Source organism: Micromonospora olivasterospora (assembly GCF_007830265.1).
GTDB lineage: Bacteria > Actinomycetota > Actinomycetes > Mycobacteriales > Micromonosporaceae > Micromonospora > Micromonospora olivasterospora.
Genome location: NZ_VLKE01000001.1, coordinates 4,516,635 through 4,531,312, shown reverse-complemented (window position 1 = coordinate 4,531,312; position 14,678 = coordinate 4,516,635). Strand labels below are relative to the sequence as shown.

Genomic DNA, 14,678 nt, shown 5'->3' with positions numbered 1-14,678 from the left:
GGGCCCTAGGGTGATCGACGTGGTCGCGGCACTGGAGCTGTATCTGGACACCGACGCCACCCGGCGGATCCGGGTGCTGTGGGACGCGCTGGAGTCCGAGGGTGTGCAGAGCATGCGGTCCCTGCTGGAGCAGCGGCACCGGCCGCACGTCTCCCTGGCGGTGGCCCCGCGCCTGGACCCCGACCGGGTCGCCGCCGCGCTGGCCGGCACGGTGGTGGCGGCGCCGCTGCGGCTGTCGTTCCAGCACGCCGGGCAGTTCGTGGGGCGGGTGCTGTGGCTCGGGCCGGCTCCCACGGCCGAGCTGCTGGCCCACCAGGCCCTCGTGCACGACCGGCTGGCCCGGGCCGGCGTCGGGCTGGTCGAGCACTACCAGCCGGGACGCTGGGTGCCGCACTGCACCCTGTCCATGCGGGTGCCCAACGCGCTGATGGCCGCCGCGGTGCGGCGCTGCCTGGAGATGCTGCCGCTGGAGGCCACGGTGGTGGGCGCGGCCGTCACGGACCACGCCCGGGGCATCTGCCGTCCGCTGCCCTGAGCGGCGGGTCAGACCTGCCGGGTGGCGCCCGGGCGCCACCCGGAACGCCACCGGATTGCCGGCGGGAAGGGCAGCCGGGAGTCGGCAGCCCGTCACGGAACGGATTCCACACCTCAAGTCCGGCGCCGGGGCTGGGTTGAGGGGTCGATTCTGGGGTCAATTGCGTCGGGCCAGGACAGCGGCCAGAATGCCGGGCACCGAATCTCGACATTCTCTCCCGCCAAATTCCATACCCCATCATGGGGTACCTGTCGCCGGCCATGTATCTGCGCCTGCTGGTCCCCGGCGCCCTGCCGGCCGAGGTGGAGCGGGTGCTCTACCTGGACTGCGACACGTTGTGCACGAACTCGCTCACACCGCTGTTCGAGCTGGACATGGGCGGCGCGCCGCTGGGCGCCGTCCGGGACCCGTTCAACCGGCGGCTGCTGGACATGGGCGGCATCCCGGGCCTGGCGCAGTACCATGACCTGGACCCGTACGCGCTCTACTACAACTCCGGCGTGCTGCTGATCGACGTCGCGCGGTGGAAGGAGTGCGAGGTGACCGGGAAGTCGCTGGCCTACCTCGCCCGGCACGCGCACGAGTCCCGCTACCCGGACCAGGACGCCCTCAACTACGCCACGTACGGCACCTGGCTGCGGCTGCCGCACCGGTGGAACGACCTGATGGCGTGGCGGCTGGAGCCGGAGTTCGGCGGCCTGGTGACCAGCGGCCGCCGCTGATCCTCCCGCACGCGGGCGCGACAGGGGGATCTGCCATCATCGTCCCGATGTCCGCGAACCCGACCGCGCCGGCCGCGCAGAGCGCCCCCGCCTGGGGCGCCGTGCTGGAGGCGGTGCTGGAACGCGTCACGTACGTCAACGAGGAGACCGGGTACACGATCGCCCGGGTCGCCACCGACCGGTCCGGCGACGACCTGCTCACCGTGGTCGGGCCGCTGCCCGGCGCCCAGCCCGGCGAGCGGCTGCGGCTGGTGGGCCGGTGGGGGTCGCACCCGCGGTACGGCCGGCAGTTCGAGGTGCACAGCTGCACCACGGTGCTGCCCGCGACGGTGCAGGGCATCGAACGCTACCTGGGCTCCGGCCTGATCAAGGGGATCGGCCCGAAGATGGCCGCCCGCATCGTGGCCGCCTTCGGCGTCGACACGCTCCGGGTGATCGAGGAGGAGCCCGGCCGGCTCGTCGAGGTGCACGGCCTCGGGAAGAAGCGCACGGCGGCGATCGGCGCGGCCTGGCAGGAGCAGAAGGCCATCAAGGAGGTCATGGTCTTCCTCCAGGGCGTCGGCGTCTCGACCTCGCACGCGGTCCGCATCTTCAAGCAGTACGGCGACGAGTCCGTCAAGGTGGTGCGCGAGGATCCGTACCGGCTCGCCGCCGACGTGTGGGGCATCGGGTTCCGGACGGCCGACGGCATCGCCCGGGCGGTCGGCATCCCGCACGACAGCCCGCAGCGGGTGCGCGCCGGCATCCGGTACACGCTCTCGGAGGCCGCCGACTCCGGGCACTGCTACCTGCCGGAGCCGAACCTGGTCGCCGACGCGGCGACGATCCTGGAGGTGCCGGCGGAGCTGGTCGCCGCCGGACTGGCCGAGCTGGTCGCCGCGGAGGAGGGCGTGGTCCGCGAGGCGGTGCCGAACCCGAGCAGCGAGGGTGGCGTCATCCCGGCGGTGTACCTGGTCCCGTTCCACCGGGCCGAGTCGGCGCTGGCCGCGAGCCTGCTGCGGCTGCTGCGGGACCCGGTCGACCGGATGCCGGCGTTCGCGGACGTGGACTGGGGGCGCGCGCTGGGCTGGCTGAAGGCCCGCACGGGCGCGGAGCTGGCGCCGGAGCAGGAACAGGCGGTACGGCTGGCGCTGACCTCCCGGGTGGCGGTGCTGACCGGCGGCCCGGGCTGCGGCAAGTCGTTCACCGTGCGGTCGGTCGTCGAGCTGGCCGCGGCGAAGAAGGCGAAGATCGTGCTGGCCGCGCCGACCGGCCGGGCGGCCAAGCGGCTGACGGAGCTGACCGGCCACCCCGCGACGACCGTGCACCGGCTGCTTCAGCTACGTCCCGGCGGGGACGCCACCTTCGACCGGGACAATCCTGTCGACGCCGACCTGGTGGTGGTCGACGAGGCGTCCATGCTGGACCTGATCCTGGCCAACAAGCTGGTCAAGGCGGTGCCGCCCGGCGCGCACCTGCTGCTGGTCGGCGACGTCGACCAGTTGCCGTCGGTGGGCGCCGGGGAGGTGCTGCGCGACGTCCTCGCGGCCGACGGCGTGCCCCGGATCCGGCTTACCCGGATCTTCCGGCAGGCGCAGGAGTCGGGCGTGGTGGTCAACGCGCACCGGATCAACGCCGGGCAGGCGCCGCTGTTCGGCGAGCACCCGGACTTCTTCCTCTTCCCCAGCGACGACCCGGAGGTCACCGCCGAGCAGGTCGTCGACATCGTGGCCCGGCGCATCCCCCGCCGGTTCGGCCTGCGGCCCCGCGACGTGCAGGTGCTCACCCCGATGCTGCGCGGCCCGGCCGGCGCGGCGAACCTGAACACCCTGCTCCAGCAGGCGATCGCCCCGCAGCGCGAGGGCACGCCGGAGCGGCGGCACGGCGCGCGGGTGTTCCGGGTCGGGGACAAGGTGATCCAGGTCCGCAACAACTACGACAAGGGCGCGGCCGGGGTGTTCAACGGCACCGTCGGCGTGGTCACCGCCCTGGATCCCGACGAGCAGACCCTCGTGGTCCGCACCGACGAGGACGAGGACATCAGCTACGAGTTCCACGAGCTGGACGAGCTGCAGCACGCGTACGCCATCACGGTGCACCGCTCCCAGGGCAGCGAGTATCCGGCGGTGGTCGTCCCGGTGACCATGTCCGCGTACACGATGTTGCAGCGGAACCTGCTCTACACGGCGGTCACCCGGGCCCGCCGCCTGGTCGTGCTGGCCGGTTCGCGCAGGGCGCTCGCCATCGCGGTCCGCACGGCCGGCACCGGCCGCCGGCACACCGCGCTGACCCACCGGCTCGCCGCCGACCGGCGCTGAGCCGGGCGGGCCGGGCCGCCCGGCTCCTACTGGCTCCGGGTGGCCCCCACGACCGCCCACCGCTGCCCGGCCGGATCACGCAGGACCACCGCCGGCGTGTCGCCGGCGGCCGGCTCCAGCTCCGCCCCGGCCGCCAGCGCCCGGCTGAGCAGCAGCTGCGGGTCGGCCGGGTGGATGGTCAGCACGGCCGGGCCCTCGGCCGGGTCGACCGCCTCCGGATCCTCGTACCACTCGCTGACCGTCAGCCGATGCCCGGGGCCGGTCCAGCGGAAGACCACGGGCGCGCCGGCGGCGGACCCGGCGGGATCCCGCTCGAAGTGCTCGTAGCCCCCGTGGTGCCGTACCCGGACGCGCCGGTCGCTGATCGCGGCGCGGATTACCGAACGGACCGGCACGGGACGGGCGGCGGGAGAGGCTCTCCCGCCGTCCGGCGACGGCCGCCGTTCCCCTCGAACGTAATCCGCGTCACAGTCGCCGAGTACCCTTACCGACCCCCTACCAGCGGGGATCGGGGCGGGCGGCCCGGCCCGCGCGGGTGCCACCCGCCGGGCGTCCGCGCCGCGGCGGTAGGGGTGGCCGGGCCGGGGGCGCCCCCGCTACGGTCGGGGCCGGGTCCGAGCCGCTGGAGAGAGGCCCCATCATGCCGCTGCTGAGCTGGCTGTCCGAGTCGACCGACGAGCGCCCCGACGCGATCCGGGTGGACGACCGGGCGGCGTCCTGGGTGGAGCTGCGGCGGCTCGCCGCGGCCGTGGCCGACGACCTGCGCGGCGTGGACCGGGTCGCGGTCGAGGCCACCGCCAGCCTGGAGACCGTGGTCGGCGTGGTCGGCGCGCTGCTGGCCGGCGCGGCGGTCGTGCCCGTGCCGCCGGACGCCGGGCCGATGGAGCGCGGCCACATCCTGCGCGACTCCGGCGCCGTCGCGCTGCTCGTCCCGGCGGGTGAACAGCACCCGGCCGATGCCGGGCCGCCGAGGATCCCGGTCGACCTGGCCCGCCGTTCGGACACCGTCCACGCCGAACCGGACCCGGACCGCACGGCCCTGATCCTGTACACCAGCGGCACCACCGGGGCCCCGAAGGGCGCGGTGATCTCGCGCCGGGCGGCGGCGGCCTGCCTGGACGGGCTCGCCGACGCCTGGGCCTGGACGCCCGAGGACCTGCTGGTGCACGGCCTGCCGTTGTTCCACGTGCACGGCCTGGTGCTGGGCGTCCTCGGGCCGCTGCGCCTGGGCAGCCGGCTGCACCACGTCGGGCGGCCGCGCCCCGACCGGTACGCCGCCGCCCGCGGCTCGGTCTACTTCGGCGTGCCCACGGTCTGGTCCCGGGTCGCGGCGGACCCCGACTCGGCGCGGGCGCTGCGCTCGGCGCGGCTGCTCGTCTCGGGCAGCGCGGCCCTGCCGGCGGCGGTCTTCGCCGACCTCGCCGCCCTGACCGGTCACCGCGTCGTGGAGCGGTACGGGATGACGGAGACCCTGATCACCGTGAGCGCCCGCGCGGACGCACCGCGCCGGCCGGGCACCGTCGGGGTGCCGCTGCCCGGGGTGCGGACCCGGCTGGTCGACGAGCACGGCGCCCCGCTGCCCGCCGACGGGACGGCCATGGGCGAACTCCAGGTGTGTGGCGCGACCCTCTTCGACGGCTACCTGAACCGCCCGGACGCCGACGCGGCGACCCGCACCGCGGACGGCTGGTTCCGCACCGGGGATGTCGCCACGGTCGAGCCGGACGGCTGCCACCGGATCGTCGGGCGCGCCGCCACCGACCTGATCAAGAGCGGCGGCTACCGGATCGGGGCCGGCGAGGTGGAGGACGCCCTGCTGGCGCACCCCGGCGTACGCGAGGCGGCTGTGGTCGGCACCCCGCACCCGGACCTCGGACAGCAGGTCACCGCGTACGTGGTGGGCGACGGGGTGGACGGGCCGGAGCTGATCGACTTCGTGGCCCGGCAGTTGTCGGCGCACAAACGCCCCCGGGAGGTGCGCCTGGTCGACGCCCTGCCGCGCAACGCGATGGGCAAGGTGCAGAAGACGCGGCTGGCCGGGGGCTGACGGGCGGGCCGTACGCGGGGCCGGGTCCGGGCGGGCGACCGCGGGCCGGGCTCAGTCGGCGACGGCGGGGACGGCGGGGACGGCGATGGCGGTCAGCACCAGGCCGCCGTCGACGAGGAACCGGCCGGTGAACGCGGTGACCGGCACGCCGCCGAGGACCGGGCCGGACACCAGCAGGCGGGCGACGAACGTCCCGGCGGGGTCGAGGGAGATGTCCGCCTCGGAGAAGTCCAGCCACCGCCGGGTCAGCGGGAACCACGCCTTGTAGACGGACTCCTTGGCGCTGAACAGCAGGCGGTCCCAGCACACGCCGGGGTGGCCGGCGGCCAGGGCGGCGGTGCGGGCCTGCTCGGCCGGCAGGGCGATGGCCTCGAGCACCCCCTCCGGCAGCGGCGCGTGCGGCTCGGCGTCCACGCCCAGGGTGGCGAACGCCGCCGCGCGGCCCAGGACCGCGCCCCGGTAGCCGTCGCAGTGCGTCATGCTGCCCACGATCCCGTCGGGCCAGACCGGGGCGCCGCGCGTACCGCTGAGGATCGGCACCGGGGCGACGCCCAGCTCGGCCAGCGCCCGGCGGGCGCAGTGCCGCACGGTCGTGAACTCCCGGCGCCGCTTCTCCACCGCCGCCGCGACGAGCGGCTCCTCCTCGGGAAGCGGCGTCAGGCCGGCGGGGTCGGTGAAGGACTCGGCCACCGCCACGGCGGAAGGCAGGATCTGCTCGATCACGTCCGCCGATGTTAGGCGGCGGACGGCAGGACGCCGAGCGGCCGTTCGCTCCGGCGGCGCCGATAGGGGTAACGTACGGGTGCCGGGCGGCGGGGTCGGGCTGCCACGCTGAGGGGTGCACCGACCCGGCGGGCCGGGGCGCGCGGAGTGGTCGGACGGATGCGGGAAAAGTGATGTTGACTGGCAGGGTGGTTCGGTTCGACGAGGTGCGGGGCTACGGCTTCATCACCCCGGACGACGGTGGCGACGACGTGTTCGTGCACGCGAACACGGTGGACGGTGACAAGTGGGCGATGACGCCCGGCGTCCCGGTGGAGTACGAGGCGGTCGACAGCGACCGCGGCCCGAAGGCCCTGACGGTGCGGGTGCTCGGCGCCGGTGAGCGGGCGGGTTCGTCGGCGCGCGTCGGCACGCCCGCGGCGGCACGCGGCCGCGAGCCCGGGCAGGTCGGTGGGCCCGACGACGAGGAGGGCCTGTGCGACGTGCTCTCCGAGCGGGCGTTCAGCGCCGAGACCACGGAGGCGCTGCTGACGGGCGTGCCGGACCTCACGGGGGCGCAGATCGTCGCGGTGCGCTCGCGGATCCTCGCCCTGGCCCGGGGGCACGGCTGGGTGGAGGGCTGACCCGCCGGTCAGCGGGCGGCGATCAGCAGTGACTTCCTGATCCGGCCCTGCGCGCTGCGCGGCAACTCGTCGACGAAGTGCACCCGGCGGGGCCGCTGGCCGGCCGACAGGTACCGTCCCACATGGTCGATCAGCACCTGGGCGGTGAGCCCCTCGGCGGCGACGACGTACGCGGTGACCTGCTCGCCCAGGACGCGGTGGGGCGTGCCCACCACGGCCGCGTCGCGCACCCCGGGGTAGCTGAGCAGCACCTCCTCGACCTGGCCCGCGTGGATGCAGCGGCCCCGATCGTGCACGACGTCGGTCCGCCGCCGCCCGATGATCCGGTACGAGCCGTCCGCCGCCACCGTCGCCAGGTCGCCCGTGGCGTGCCACTCCCCCGCGGTCGCGTCCCGGCCCGGCTCGTCGACGTACCCGCTGAACAGCGTCGGCCGCCGGATGCTCAGCAGGCCGACCGACTCGCCGTCGGCCGGGACCAGCCGGTCCTCCCGGTCCAGTACCCGGGTCTCCACCCCGGGCAGCGGCCGCCCGGCGGCTCCTGCCGCGGCGGGCGCGCGAACACGCCGGTGGCGCTGCCGCGCAGCGAGGTCGGGTCGATGCCGGCCCGCTCGAACAGCTCCCAGGACGTCTCCAGCAGCAGCCGCTGCTGCGGGTCCGTGGCCAGCGCCTCGCGGGGGCTGATCGCGAACAGCCGTCGACCAGCACCACCCGGTCCGGGTACGCGGCCTGGAGGCAGCGGCCCACCGCCCACGCCACGGCGGCCGGCGGGACGAGGTCGGGGTCGTCGGCCCGGTCGGTGGTGGACGCGTCCACGGCCCCGGTGGTCAGCAGCACCAGCCGGCCGCCGCCGCAGCGGTCGTCGTCCAGCCAGCCGCGCGCCCCCTCGGCGAGGCCCGCCGCGTCCTCGGCTGCCCCGACCGCCAGCACGGTCACGTCGGGCCGCTCGGCCTCCGCCGCCAGCGTGGCGAGATCCGGGTACGTCTCCACGGCCGCCCCGGCGGCCCGCAGCGCGTCGGCTGCTGCCTCGCCGCCCGCGCGCACCACCGCCCAGCGCGGCGCCTCCGCCCCGACTTCCTCAGCCGGGGCCGGCGCGTCCAGCGGGCGCCAGGCGACGCGGCTCAGCGCCTCGTGGTGGCTGCCGTTGACGGCGCGCAGCCGGGCGGGCCGCTCCAGCAGCAGCCGCCGGGTCACCTTGCCGGACGCCGTCCGGGGCACCGCCGCGATCTCGTACAGTTCCTCGGGCACCTTGTGGTACGCGAGCCGGTCCCCGGCAGGCCGCGTACGCGGCCCGGGGGTCGAAGCCCTCCGGTCCGGGGACGACGAACGCCACCGGCAGCTCGCCGAGCACGTCGTGCGGGCGGCCGGTCACCGCCACGTCGGCGACGCCGGGCACCGCCCGCAGCACGTCCTCCACCTCGGCCGGGTGGATCTTCTCCCCGCCCCGGATGACCAGCTCACGGTGCCGCCCGGTGACGAACAGGTTGCCGTCGGCGTCGAAGCGGGCCAGGTCGCCGGTGCGGTAACAGCCGTCGCGCAGCGCGGCGGCGGTGACCTCGGGCAGCCCGTGGTAGCCGAGCATGACGCTCGGGCCGCGTACCCAGACCTCGCCCTCGGCGCCGACCGGCACGTCGAGCCCGGTCTCGGGGCTGACCAGCCGCACCTCGACGCCGTCCACGGGCTGCCCGCAGGAGCCCTCGACGCGGGGCCGGCCGGGCCGGGCGGTCGGCATCGGCACGGTGTTCGCGGGCCGGCTGGCCGGGGTGCTGGGCCGCATCGGCCCTGACCGGGTCGCGGAGCACCGGTCGGTGGTGGCCGGGTACGGCCTCGACACGACCCTGCCGGCCGGAGTGGACCACGACGAACTGGTCGCCCTCATGCGGCGGAACAAGAAGGCGACGTCGGGACTGTCCTTCGTGCTGGACGGCCCGACGGGCCCGGACCTGGTCGCCGACGTACCGGAAACCGCCGTCCGCACCGCCTCGCGGCCAACTACCCCCCCTCCACATCCCCCTCCCCCTCCCCCTCCACCTCCCCTCCCCCTCCACCTCCCTCCCCTCCCCCTCCACCTCCCCTCCCCCTCCCCCTCCACCTCCACCTCCCCTCCCCCTCCCCCTCCACCTCCACCTCCCCTCCCCTCCCCCTCCACCTCCCCTCCCCCTCCACCCTCCACAGCCCCACCTCCACCTCCACCTCCCCCCGGCTCGAGGCAATCTTGGACAGTTGCCGTTCATGACTAACGGCAACTGTCCAAGGTTCACCGTTCCGGGCACCAGCCGGCGGCGAGCAGGGCGCGGCGGAGGGTGGCGGCGACCTCGTCGGGACGGGCCCGGACCACCCAGGCGGGAAAGCGGAGGATCCGGTCGCCGGTCGTCCAGATGTCGTTCTGCCGGCGCATGTCGGCGGCCCAGTGCCGCACGTCCATGTGGTGGGCCCCGTCGACCTCCACATGCAGCCGCCACCGTCGCCAGTACGCGTCCAGCCAGCGGATCCGGCCGCCCGCGTCGGTGCGCCGCTGCTGCAGGTCGGGCCGGGGCAGGCCGTGCCGTCGGCACAGCGCGAGGAAGTCGAGCTCGGACAGCGCCTGTGCGCCGCCCGCGACGTCGGCCATGGTCTGCCGGATGAGATGCCGTCGACGGGCCCGCGGCAGCGCGTCGACGACCGCGAGGACCTCGCCGGGCAGGACCCGCCGTTGCTGGCAGGAGGCGGCCAGCACCGTCTGGGCCTCGTCCACCGTGCGGGCCCATCCGGCGGCGTCCACCACCGCGCGGGCGGTCGTCGTACGGGGCGGCCGGGCGAGTTGCAGGTGCGCCGCGGGTAGCACGGCGGTGCGGTGCACGACGACCGCCGGCATGTCGACGGGCAGCCGCCGCAGCGCCGTCCGGCCCGCGCGTCGGCTTGCCGGTACGAGCACGTGCAGGGGCTCGGCCCGCAGCCCTCGTACGCCGGCTTCGGCGGCGGCGGTCGGACCGGCCAGCACGGCGCGCGGGCCGGTGGCCAGCACGGCCGCCCACAGCTGCTGGTCCCGGGTGAGGCGACCGTTGCCGCACAGCAGGACGCCCCTGCAGATCGACCGCCACCGGCCGGAGCGGACGAACCCGCGTACGACCCCGGGAGTCAGCAGCCGGGTCGCCTGCGCCGTGGTCAGCACCCCCGCCTGCTCGAACGCCAGCCACTCCAGCTCGTCCGCCTCGTCGGCGGGAATCGTCGGCACCATTCCTGGACCCTCGCCCCGCGCACCGCCCGCCGCCTGCCCCGTCCCGCCAACCGGCGGTGTCCCGACCGATCCTGGACAGAAGCGCTACAGGGTCTTCGTCATGAAAACGCTGTTGGGATCTTCCGTACAGGAACCGAACGGAGAGCAGGGGAAGAATCCTGCCCTGGCGTACAGCGCTCTCGCCGGGGCGAAGAACTCCATGCTGCCGGTTTCCAGGGAGATCCGGCGGACGTGGCGTCCTCGCGCATCCTGGAGGAGGTGATCGAGGATCCGGGTGGCGATTCCCTGACCTCGTCGCTCCGGATCCGTCCGCATGCTCTTGAGTTCCTCGTGCCCCGGCTCCAGTCGGGCGAGAGCGCCGGTCCCCACGATCCGCCCGCCGGCGGAGGCGACCCACAGGCGAACGTCCGGCGTCTGCAGCCCACGGAGATCCAGTGCATGCCGGCTCTCCGCGGGGGCTGTGGGCGCGAGGTCGTCGAGATGCGCCTGAAGGAACGCGCCGAGGTCGGGGTCGGTGAAGTCGGCACGCTGGATACCCAACTGCATGGTGGCATGCTGCCGGGACCGTGTTGCGGTCACGTTTCGCCGAGCCGGTGACGGTCGCCACGGCTCCGGCTGTATCGGTGGCACCACCGACCGTCCTAAATCTTCACCTCGATGGCGCCTACAGTGAGTGACTCACCCGCGCACCAAGACCAGGGCCTTGTGGCGACTCACTCACAAGCAGTGACGGAAGAATCGGTCATTCCGTCCAATTCGCTGCGACGTCAAGGCCGTCCCACCTCCAACAGGGCAGCGAACGGAAGCATCCCCGTGATAGAAATTTGCTGCGCGCGGGATGGCGGCCACGGTGGTGACCGTCGAGAGGGGTTCGTCTGGATCTCCCTGGAAGACGACGACGCCCACCGCGCCCACCAGGGCACCCACGCAGACGGCGGCGGCGTAGCTGCGCCAGCGCGTCGGCCTTGCGCGCACTGCCTGATCCGGATTGACGAACGCCACAGAAACAGTGTGTGCGACGACCACAACCAAGTGTGTCGCGCGCCTGACCAAGGCACCGCCACGCTCGCCGCTCATCGCAGCCAGCCCAGGAAGCGGCGGTGCAGGGTGCCGGCGGGCGCCCAGGTCAGGTCCTCGGCGGCGCGGGCGAACTGCGCTCCCATGTACAACGCGAGGGACACCGGCGCGTCCGCGTACTCCGCCTGTAACTTCTGTGTACGGCGAGGATCACCCGCTCCTGCCCGTCGCTCACCCCGCCGCCCCGTCCGGCCAGTGACCACGGTTGACCGGAATCCGGTGCCGAACATGGCAGGGCAGCTCGGCACCGCACCGGCACACCCGCCGCCACCTCCACCAGCACCACACCGGCCGATGCCACCGCGCGAGCGTCAAGGCGACGGCGAGCAGGTACTCCTCGTACGAGACGCGCCCGGACACAGCCGATCACCGCGCCAACGCGTCGTACAGGGCCTCGGCCCGCACCGCCACCCTGACGCACCACTCCCGGGCGCACGCGACCCACGGCCACCGGCACTCCAGGTTGTGGCCGCGCACCCAGACCCAGCCGGCCATGCCCTCCGGGCTGCCGCCCACGCGGACCGTCCGCACGTCAACCTGGGTCACACCGACCACGTTCCCGCCGGTCGCCCACTCGCCGGCCCGCAACGACAGCGTCGTGTCCGACGGCACGGCCGGAAGCGCCCGCACCCGCCCAGCCCCACGGTCCGGGTGCCCGATCACCACGTCTGCACCAACGCCCGGAACTGCGCCATGTCGGCGGCGGCCAAATCGACCAGGGACCTCGCCCAGACGAACAGGTCACAGCCGTGCGGGGTGCACTGTCGGCAGAACCAACCGGCCTCATGGTCGCCTGCGACGAGGCTGGCGCCGAACAGCACGTCGTTCGGATTCAGGCGGTCCTCGACCCGGCTCACCGCTCGCCCCTCGTCCCGTAACCGGTGAGCTGGCCCAGAGTCATCGGCACGTCCGGCACGATCTGCGTCGGCTCGCAGTACCAACGGCTGTCCCGCAACCGCTGCGCCTGGTCGAGCAGGCGTCGCCGCGCGGCTGCCTGCTCGGCCGCCTGGTGCCGCTGGCCGCTCCCGGGCGGCGGGGGCGGATCGGACCGCCGCAGCAGCCACCGCACCAGATTGCGCAGCTCGGACCAGATCGCCACAGGTTCCGCCTCCCTTGTCTCGTGGGAGGGTGGCGGCGGGCGCTCAGACGTCAGCGTCAGGCTCGGGTCAGCACCGCCGCCACCCTCGGACGTGGCGGCGAAGTGCCTGTTTCCTGCCGTCGCGTCCTGATGAGAACGCTATGGACGGCACGGAAAGTGGTGGAACACCTACGCACCACTACTGCGCGGGGATCCCCATGCGCTCGCACAGGCCCCGCAACTCCGTGGACACGATCCCCCGGCGCAGTAGCCCACGGGCAATCTCCCGCGCTGCGGTGGACGACCGGGCGTGCTGCGGGCCGACGCGCTCGGCCGCCAGCAGCATCCGTACCGCGTCTCGCTCCCGCCCGGCGGCCGTCATTGCGCGGGCCATGTCCAGCCAGAAGTACACCTGGCGCACTGCCGGCAGGTCGGCTACGACCACGCCGGTAGCAGTCCGCAGCGCTTCCTCTGGGCGCCCGGTATCGAGCTGGTAGGCCATCCGCCACAACGCCACGTTGCGCGGCCCCCACGCCAGGTCCCAGCTCGCCGTCTCTCCCGTGTGCGCGGCGATGCGGGCCGCCTCGGCTAGGTGTTCCTCGGCCGCGGCCTGGTCCTTCATGCCGGCAAAGTGGTGTGCGCGGGCCAGGTGCAGGAACCCGAGCACGTCCAACGCCTTGTCTGCACCGCTCCCCTCCAGGTCCGCGCCGGCCCGGTCACAGAGGTCGCGGGCGGGACCGTAGGCCCCGGTGTACGCCGAAACTCGCGCGCGGTTGGCCGCCGCCACCCCCACCGGCACCGGGTCGTCGAGCAGGTTTGCCGCCTCGGCGCACCGCTCGGCGGCCAACCAGGCGTGAGCTGGATAGCCGACGTTCAGCAACGAGCCCATCGCCACTCCGTACACCGGCACCATCAGCCGGTACGCCGCCCGTTGGTCGGTCACGCCGTGCAGGGCGGGAAGCAGGTCCACGAGCCGATGCAGGGCGCCGGCATAGTCACACCGGCCGTACAGATCCCGCACCAGCGCAGATTCCCGGGCTACCTGATCCACAGTGGCGGCCCCGACATCCGGCGGCGAGCCGAACGGGCGCGCCATCATGCCCCGCCACACCCGTTCAGCGTCGCTACGCGCACCATCAAGCTGCCGATCGGCGGGCGTGTATGGCTGCCCGGTCAGGTCGATCACCGAGCACTCCAGTGCGGCGGCCAGGTCCACCACCATGTACCGGTCGGTGCGCTGGATGCCACGCTCGATACGCGACCAGGTTGTATGCGAGGTGCCGGCGCGACTGGCGGCGTACCGAATGCTCCAACCGCGCAGCTCACGGCGGGCCCTAATGCGGTCACCTACGGACGGGTCAGCAGGTATGGCTCGGCGAGGCACAGTGATCTCCCGACAGCGGTACGAGCGGCGGGCACTCAAGCATGACGAGGGGCAACCTCGCCGCCACCGACCGTACTACTGGCTGGTGATGATCCGCAGACCCCAAAACACCGCACCCACACAGCAGAACGTGGCCTTCCCCGGTCCCCGTCTGTCAGGTCCATGCCGTCTTCGACGTGGAGATCCCATGCGCTCGCGCAGGTCCCGTAACTGTGAGACGCGATCCCCCGAGGCACCAGCCCACACGCGATTCCTCGCGCCGCCGCGGACGACCGGGCGTACTGCGGACCGACGTACTCGGCCGCCAGCAGCACCCGCACCGCGTCTCGCGCTCGCTTGCCAGTTACCAGCGCGGACCATGTCCAGCCAGGAGTACACCTGACGAACTGCCGGCAGGTTGGCTACGACCGCGCCGGCGGCGATTGGGCATAATCGGTTGGCTCGTAGGGCATTCGATCGAGAGGAAGTGCATGAAGCGCAAGGTTGTACGCGCGCTGGCGGTCATGGCCGTCGTCGTCGCTGGATCGGCGGTGGCGTCCGCGCCCGCCGCTGCCAGCGATGCCCCTGGTGACATCTGCGTGACCAACCAGTCCACCTGGCTGCGCGACCAGCCCTGGGGCAACGTCCTACGCACCTTGAGCCCCGGGCGAGGCTTCCGCGTGCACTCGATTTACGGCGGCAGTGACATTGGGACCTGGTACTACGGCCACGGGGCCGAGGCGCCGTGGCAGGACGGCTGGATCCCGGCCGCCAACTGCAACTGGTAGATGAGAGCCGCTGACCTTCTCACCGTTGTTCAGCTGCTCTCCAACGTGGCGCCGGCCCCGGCCGGCGCCATTCGGGACTGCGCCATGTCGCCGGCCACCAGGGCCCCTTTCCCACCCAGGGAAAGGGCCCTCGCATATCCCGATGAGCGACCCCGCGTGTCGTGGCGACTATGTCCGCGTCGATTTCCTCGTCGCTCACAACGCGTGGTTG

General features: G+C 73.8%; 17 protein-coding genes and 2 pseudogenes. 7 read left to right on the top strand and 12 right to left on the bottom strand.

Annotated features, from left to right (window positions below):
- The first annotated feature begins 19 nt into the window (after window positions 1-19).
- The 3 genes from JD77_RS21010 (at window position 20) to recD2 (ending at window position 3,554) form a co-directional block, all read left to right on the top strand.
- A complete protein-coding gene (locus JD77_RS21010) occupies window positions 20-535 on the top strand; it encodes a 2'-5' RNA ligase family protein (protein ID WP_145775832.1) in 516 nt (171 codons plus the stop codon).
- Between the two features lie 239 nt (window positions 536-774).
- The gene (locus tag JD77_RS21005; protein WP_145775831.1) at window positions 775-1,257 is read left to right on the top strand and encodes a glycosyltransferase family 8 protein; all 483 of its coding nucleotides are present in this window, start codon (window positions 775-777) and stop codon (window positions 1,255-1,257) included.
- 47 nt (window positions 1,258-1,304) lie between these two features.
- Window positions 1,305-3,554, top strand: coding sequence for an SF1B family DNA helicase RecD2 (gene recD2 / locus JD77_RS21000; protein ID WP_145775830.1), 2,250 nt, complete (start codon window positions 1,305-1,307; stop codon window positions 3,552-3,554).
- Window positions 3,555-3,580: 26 nt separating this feature from the next.
- On the opposite strand, the gene JD77_RS20995 is transcribed toward recD2, so the two are convergent.
- Complete coding sequence (locus JD77_RS20995; protein ID WP_145775829.1) at window positions 3,581-3,949, bottom strand: DUF5988 family protein; 369 nt, start codon at window positions 3,947-3,949, stop codon at window positions 3,581-3,583.
- Window positions 3,950-4,194: 245 nt separating this feature from the next.
- Between JD77_RS20995 and JD77_RS20990 the strand changes: the two genes are divergently transcribed.
- Window positions 4,195-5,601, top strand: a complete 1,407-nt coding sequence (locus tag JD77_RS20990; RefSeq protein WP_145775828.1) for an acyl-CoA synthetase — start codon at window positions 4,195-4,197, stop codon at window positions 5,599-5,601.
- 51 nt (window positions 5,602-5,652) lie between these two features.
- On the opposite strand, the gene JD77_RS20985 is transcribed toward JD77_RS20990, so the two are convergent.
- On the bottom strand, window positions 5,653-6,324 hold the full coding sequence (locus tag JD77_RS20985) for a 4'-phosphopantetheinyl transferase family protein (protein WP_145775827.1): 672 nt from the start codon (window positions 6,322-6,324) through the stop codon (window positions 5,653-5,655).
- 173 nt (window positions 6,325-6,497) lie between these two features.
- On the opposite strand from JD77_RS20985, the gene JD77_RS20980 reads away from it, so the two are divergent.
- Window positions 6,498-6,947, top strand: a complete 450-nt coding sequence (locus JD77_RS20980) for a cold-shock protein (protein ID WP_145775826.1) — start codon at window positions 6,498-6,500, stop codon at window positions 6,945-6,947.
- An 8-nt stretch (window positions 6,948-6,955) separates the two neighbouring features.
- Here the strand turns inward: JD77_RS20980 and JD77_RS20975 are convergent, their stop codons facing one another.
- The 3 genes and pseudogenes from JD77_RS20975 to JD77_RS20965 form a co-directional block, all read right to left on the bottom strand.
- Window positions 6,956-7,459, bottom strand: a complete 504-nt coding sequence (locus JD77_RS20975; RefSeq protein ID WP_246140809.1) for an AMP-binding enzyme — start codon at window positions 7,457-7,459, stop codon at window positions 6,956-6,958.
- 44 nt (window positions 7,460-7,503) lie between these two features.
- Window positions 7,504-7,638 (bottom strand): annotated as a pseudogene (locus JD77_RS35560) (beta-ketoacyl synthase N-terminal-like domain-containing protein); the annotation flags it as partial.
- A 384-nt stretch (window positions 7,639-8,022) separates the two neighbouring features.
- Window positions 8,023-8,676, bottom strand: a complete 654-nt coding sequence (locus JD77_RS20965) for a class I adenylate-forming enzyme family protein (protein ID WP_342799658.1) — start codon at window positions 8,674-8,676, stop codon at window positions 8,023-8,025.
- Between JD77_RS20965 and JD77_RS35215 the strand changes: the two are divergent.
- A pseudogene (locus JD77_RS35215) lies at window positions 8,654-8,926 on the top strand (3-dehydroquinate synthase); the annotation flags it as partial. The gene JD77_RS20965 and the pseudogene JD77_RS35215 overlap by 23 nt on opposite strands.
- A gap of 10 nt (window positions 8,927-8,936) precedes the next feature.
- Here JD77_RS35215 and JD77_RS32265 read toward each other — a convergent pair.
- From JD77_RS32265 to JD77_RS20925, 7 genes are all read right to left on the bottom strand, one after another.
- Window positions 8,937-9,137 carry a hypothetical protein gene (locus JD77_RS32265; protein ID WP_170286501.1) on the bottom strand — a complete coding sequence of 67 codons (201 nt, stop codon included), beginning with the start codon at window positions 9,135-9,137 and terminating at the stop codon, window positions 8,937-8,939.
- 64 nt (window positions 9,138-9,201) lie between these two features.
- Window positions 9,202-10,161, bottom strand: a complete 960-nt coding sequence (locus JD77_RS20960) for a PDDEXK family nuclease (protein WP_170286500.1) — start codon at window positions 10,159-10,161, stop codon at window positions 9,202-9,204.
- A gap of 84 nt (window positions 10,162-10,245) precedes the next feature.
- Entirely contained in the window at window positions 10,246-10,707 is a 462-nt protein-coding gene (locus JD77_RS20955; protein ID WP_145775825.1) for a GNAT family N-acetyltransferase, read from the bottom strand.
- Window positions 10,708-11,604: 897 nt separating this feature from the next.
- A complete protein-coding gene (locus JD77_RS20940; protein ID WP_145775822.1) occupies window positions 11,605-11,868 on the bottom strand; it encodes a hypothetical protein in 264 nt (87 codons plus the stop codon).
- Window positions 11,869-11,897: 29 nt separating this feature from the next.
- A complete protein-coding gene (locus JD77_RS20935; protein ID WP_145775821.1) occupies window positions 11,898-12,095 on the bottom strand; it encodes a hypothetical protein in 198 nt (65 codons plus the stop codon).
- Window positions 12,092-12,337, bottom strand: coding sequence for a hypothetical protein (locus JD77_RS20930; protein WP_246140802.1), 246 nt, complete (start codon window positions 12,335-12,337; stop codon window positions 12,092-12,094). The genes JD77_RS20935 and JD77_RS20930 overlap by 4 nt, the downstream gene beginning before the upstream one ends.
- Window positions 12,338-12,515: 178 nt before the next feature.
- Window positions 12,516-13,685 carry a helix-turn-helix domain-containing protein gene (locus JD77_RS20925; protein WP_246141318.1) on the bottom strand — a complete coding sequence of 390 codons (1,170 nt, stop codon included), beginning with the start codon at window positions 13,683-13,685 and terminating at the stop codon, window positions 12,516-12,518.
- Between the two features lie 485 nt (window positions 13,686-14,170).
- Between JD77_RS20925 and JD77_RS20920 the strand changes: the two genes are divergently transcribed.
- On the top strand, window positions 14,171-14,467 hold the full coding sequence (locus JD77_RS20920) for a hypothetical protein (RefSeq protein WP_145775820.1): 297 nt from the start codon (window positions 14,171-14,173) through the stop codon (window positions 14,465-14,467).
- Window positions 14,468-14,678 lie beyond the last annotated feature (211 nt).

Excerpts from the sequence above, each read along its gene's own strand:
- JD77_RS20965 (WP_342799658.1), bottom strand. The coding sequence starts at position 8,676 with ATGCCGACCGCCCGGCCCGGCCGGCCCCGCGTCGAGGGCTCCTGCGGG.
- JD77_RS20990 (WP_145775828.1), top strand. The coding sequence starts at position 4,195 with ATGCCGCTGCTGAGCTGGCTGTCCGAGTCGACCGACGAGCGCCCCGAC.
- recD2 (WP_145775830.1), top strand. The coding sequence starts at position 1,305 with ATGTCCGCGAACCCGACCGCGCCGGCCGCGCAGAGCGCCCCCGCCTGG.
- JD77_RS20980 (WP_145775826.1), top strand. The coding sequence starts at position 6,498 with ATGTTGACTGGCAGGGTGGTTCGGTTCGACGAGGTGCGGGGCTACGGC.
- JD77_RS20960 (WP_170286500.1), bottom strand. The coding sequence starts at position 10,161 with ATGGTGCCGACGATTCCCGCCGACGAGGCGGACGAGCTGGAGTGGCTG.
- JD77_RS21005 (WP_145775831.1), top strand. The coding sequence starts at position 775 with ATGGGGTACCTGTCGCCGGCCATGTATCTGCGCCTGCTGGTCCCCGGC.
- JD77_RS20955 (WP_145775825.1), bottom strand. The coding sequence starts at position 10,707 with ATGCAGTTGGGTATCCAGCGTGCCGACTTCACCGACCCCGACCTCGGC.
- JD77_RS20920 (WP_145775820.1), top strand. The coding sequence starts at position 14,171 with ATGAAGCGCAAGGTTGTACGCGCGCTGGCGGTCATGGCCGTCGTCGTC.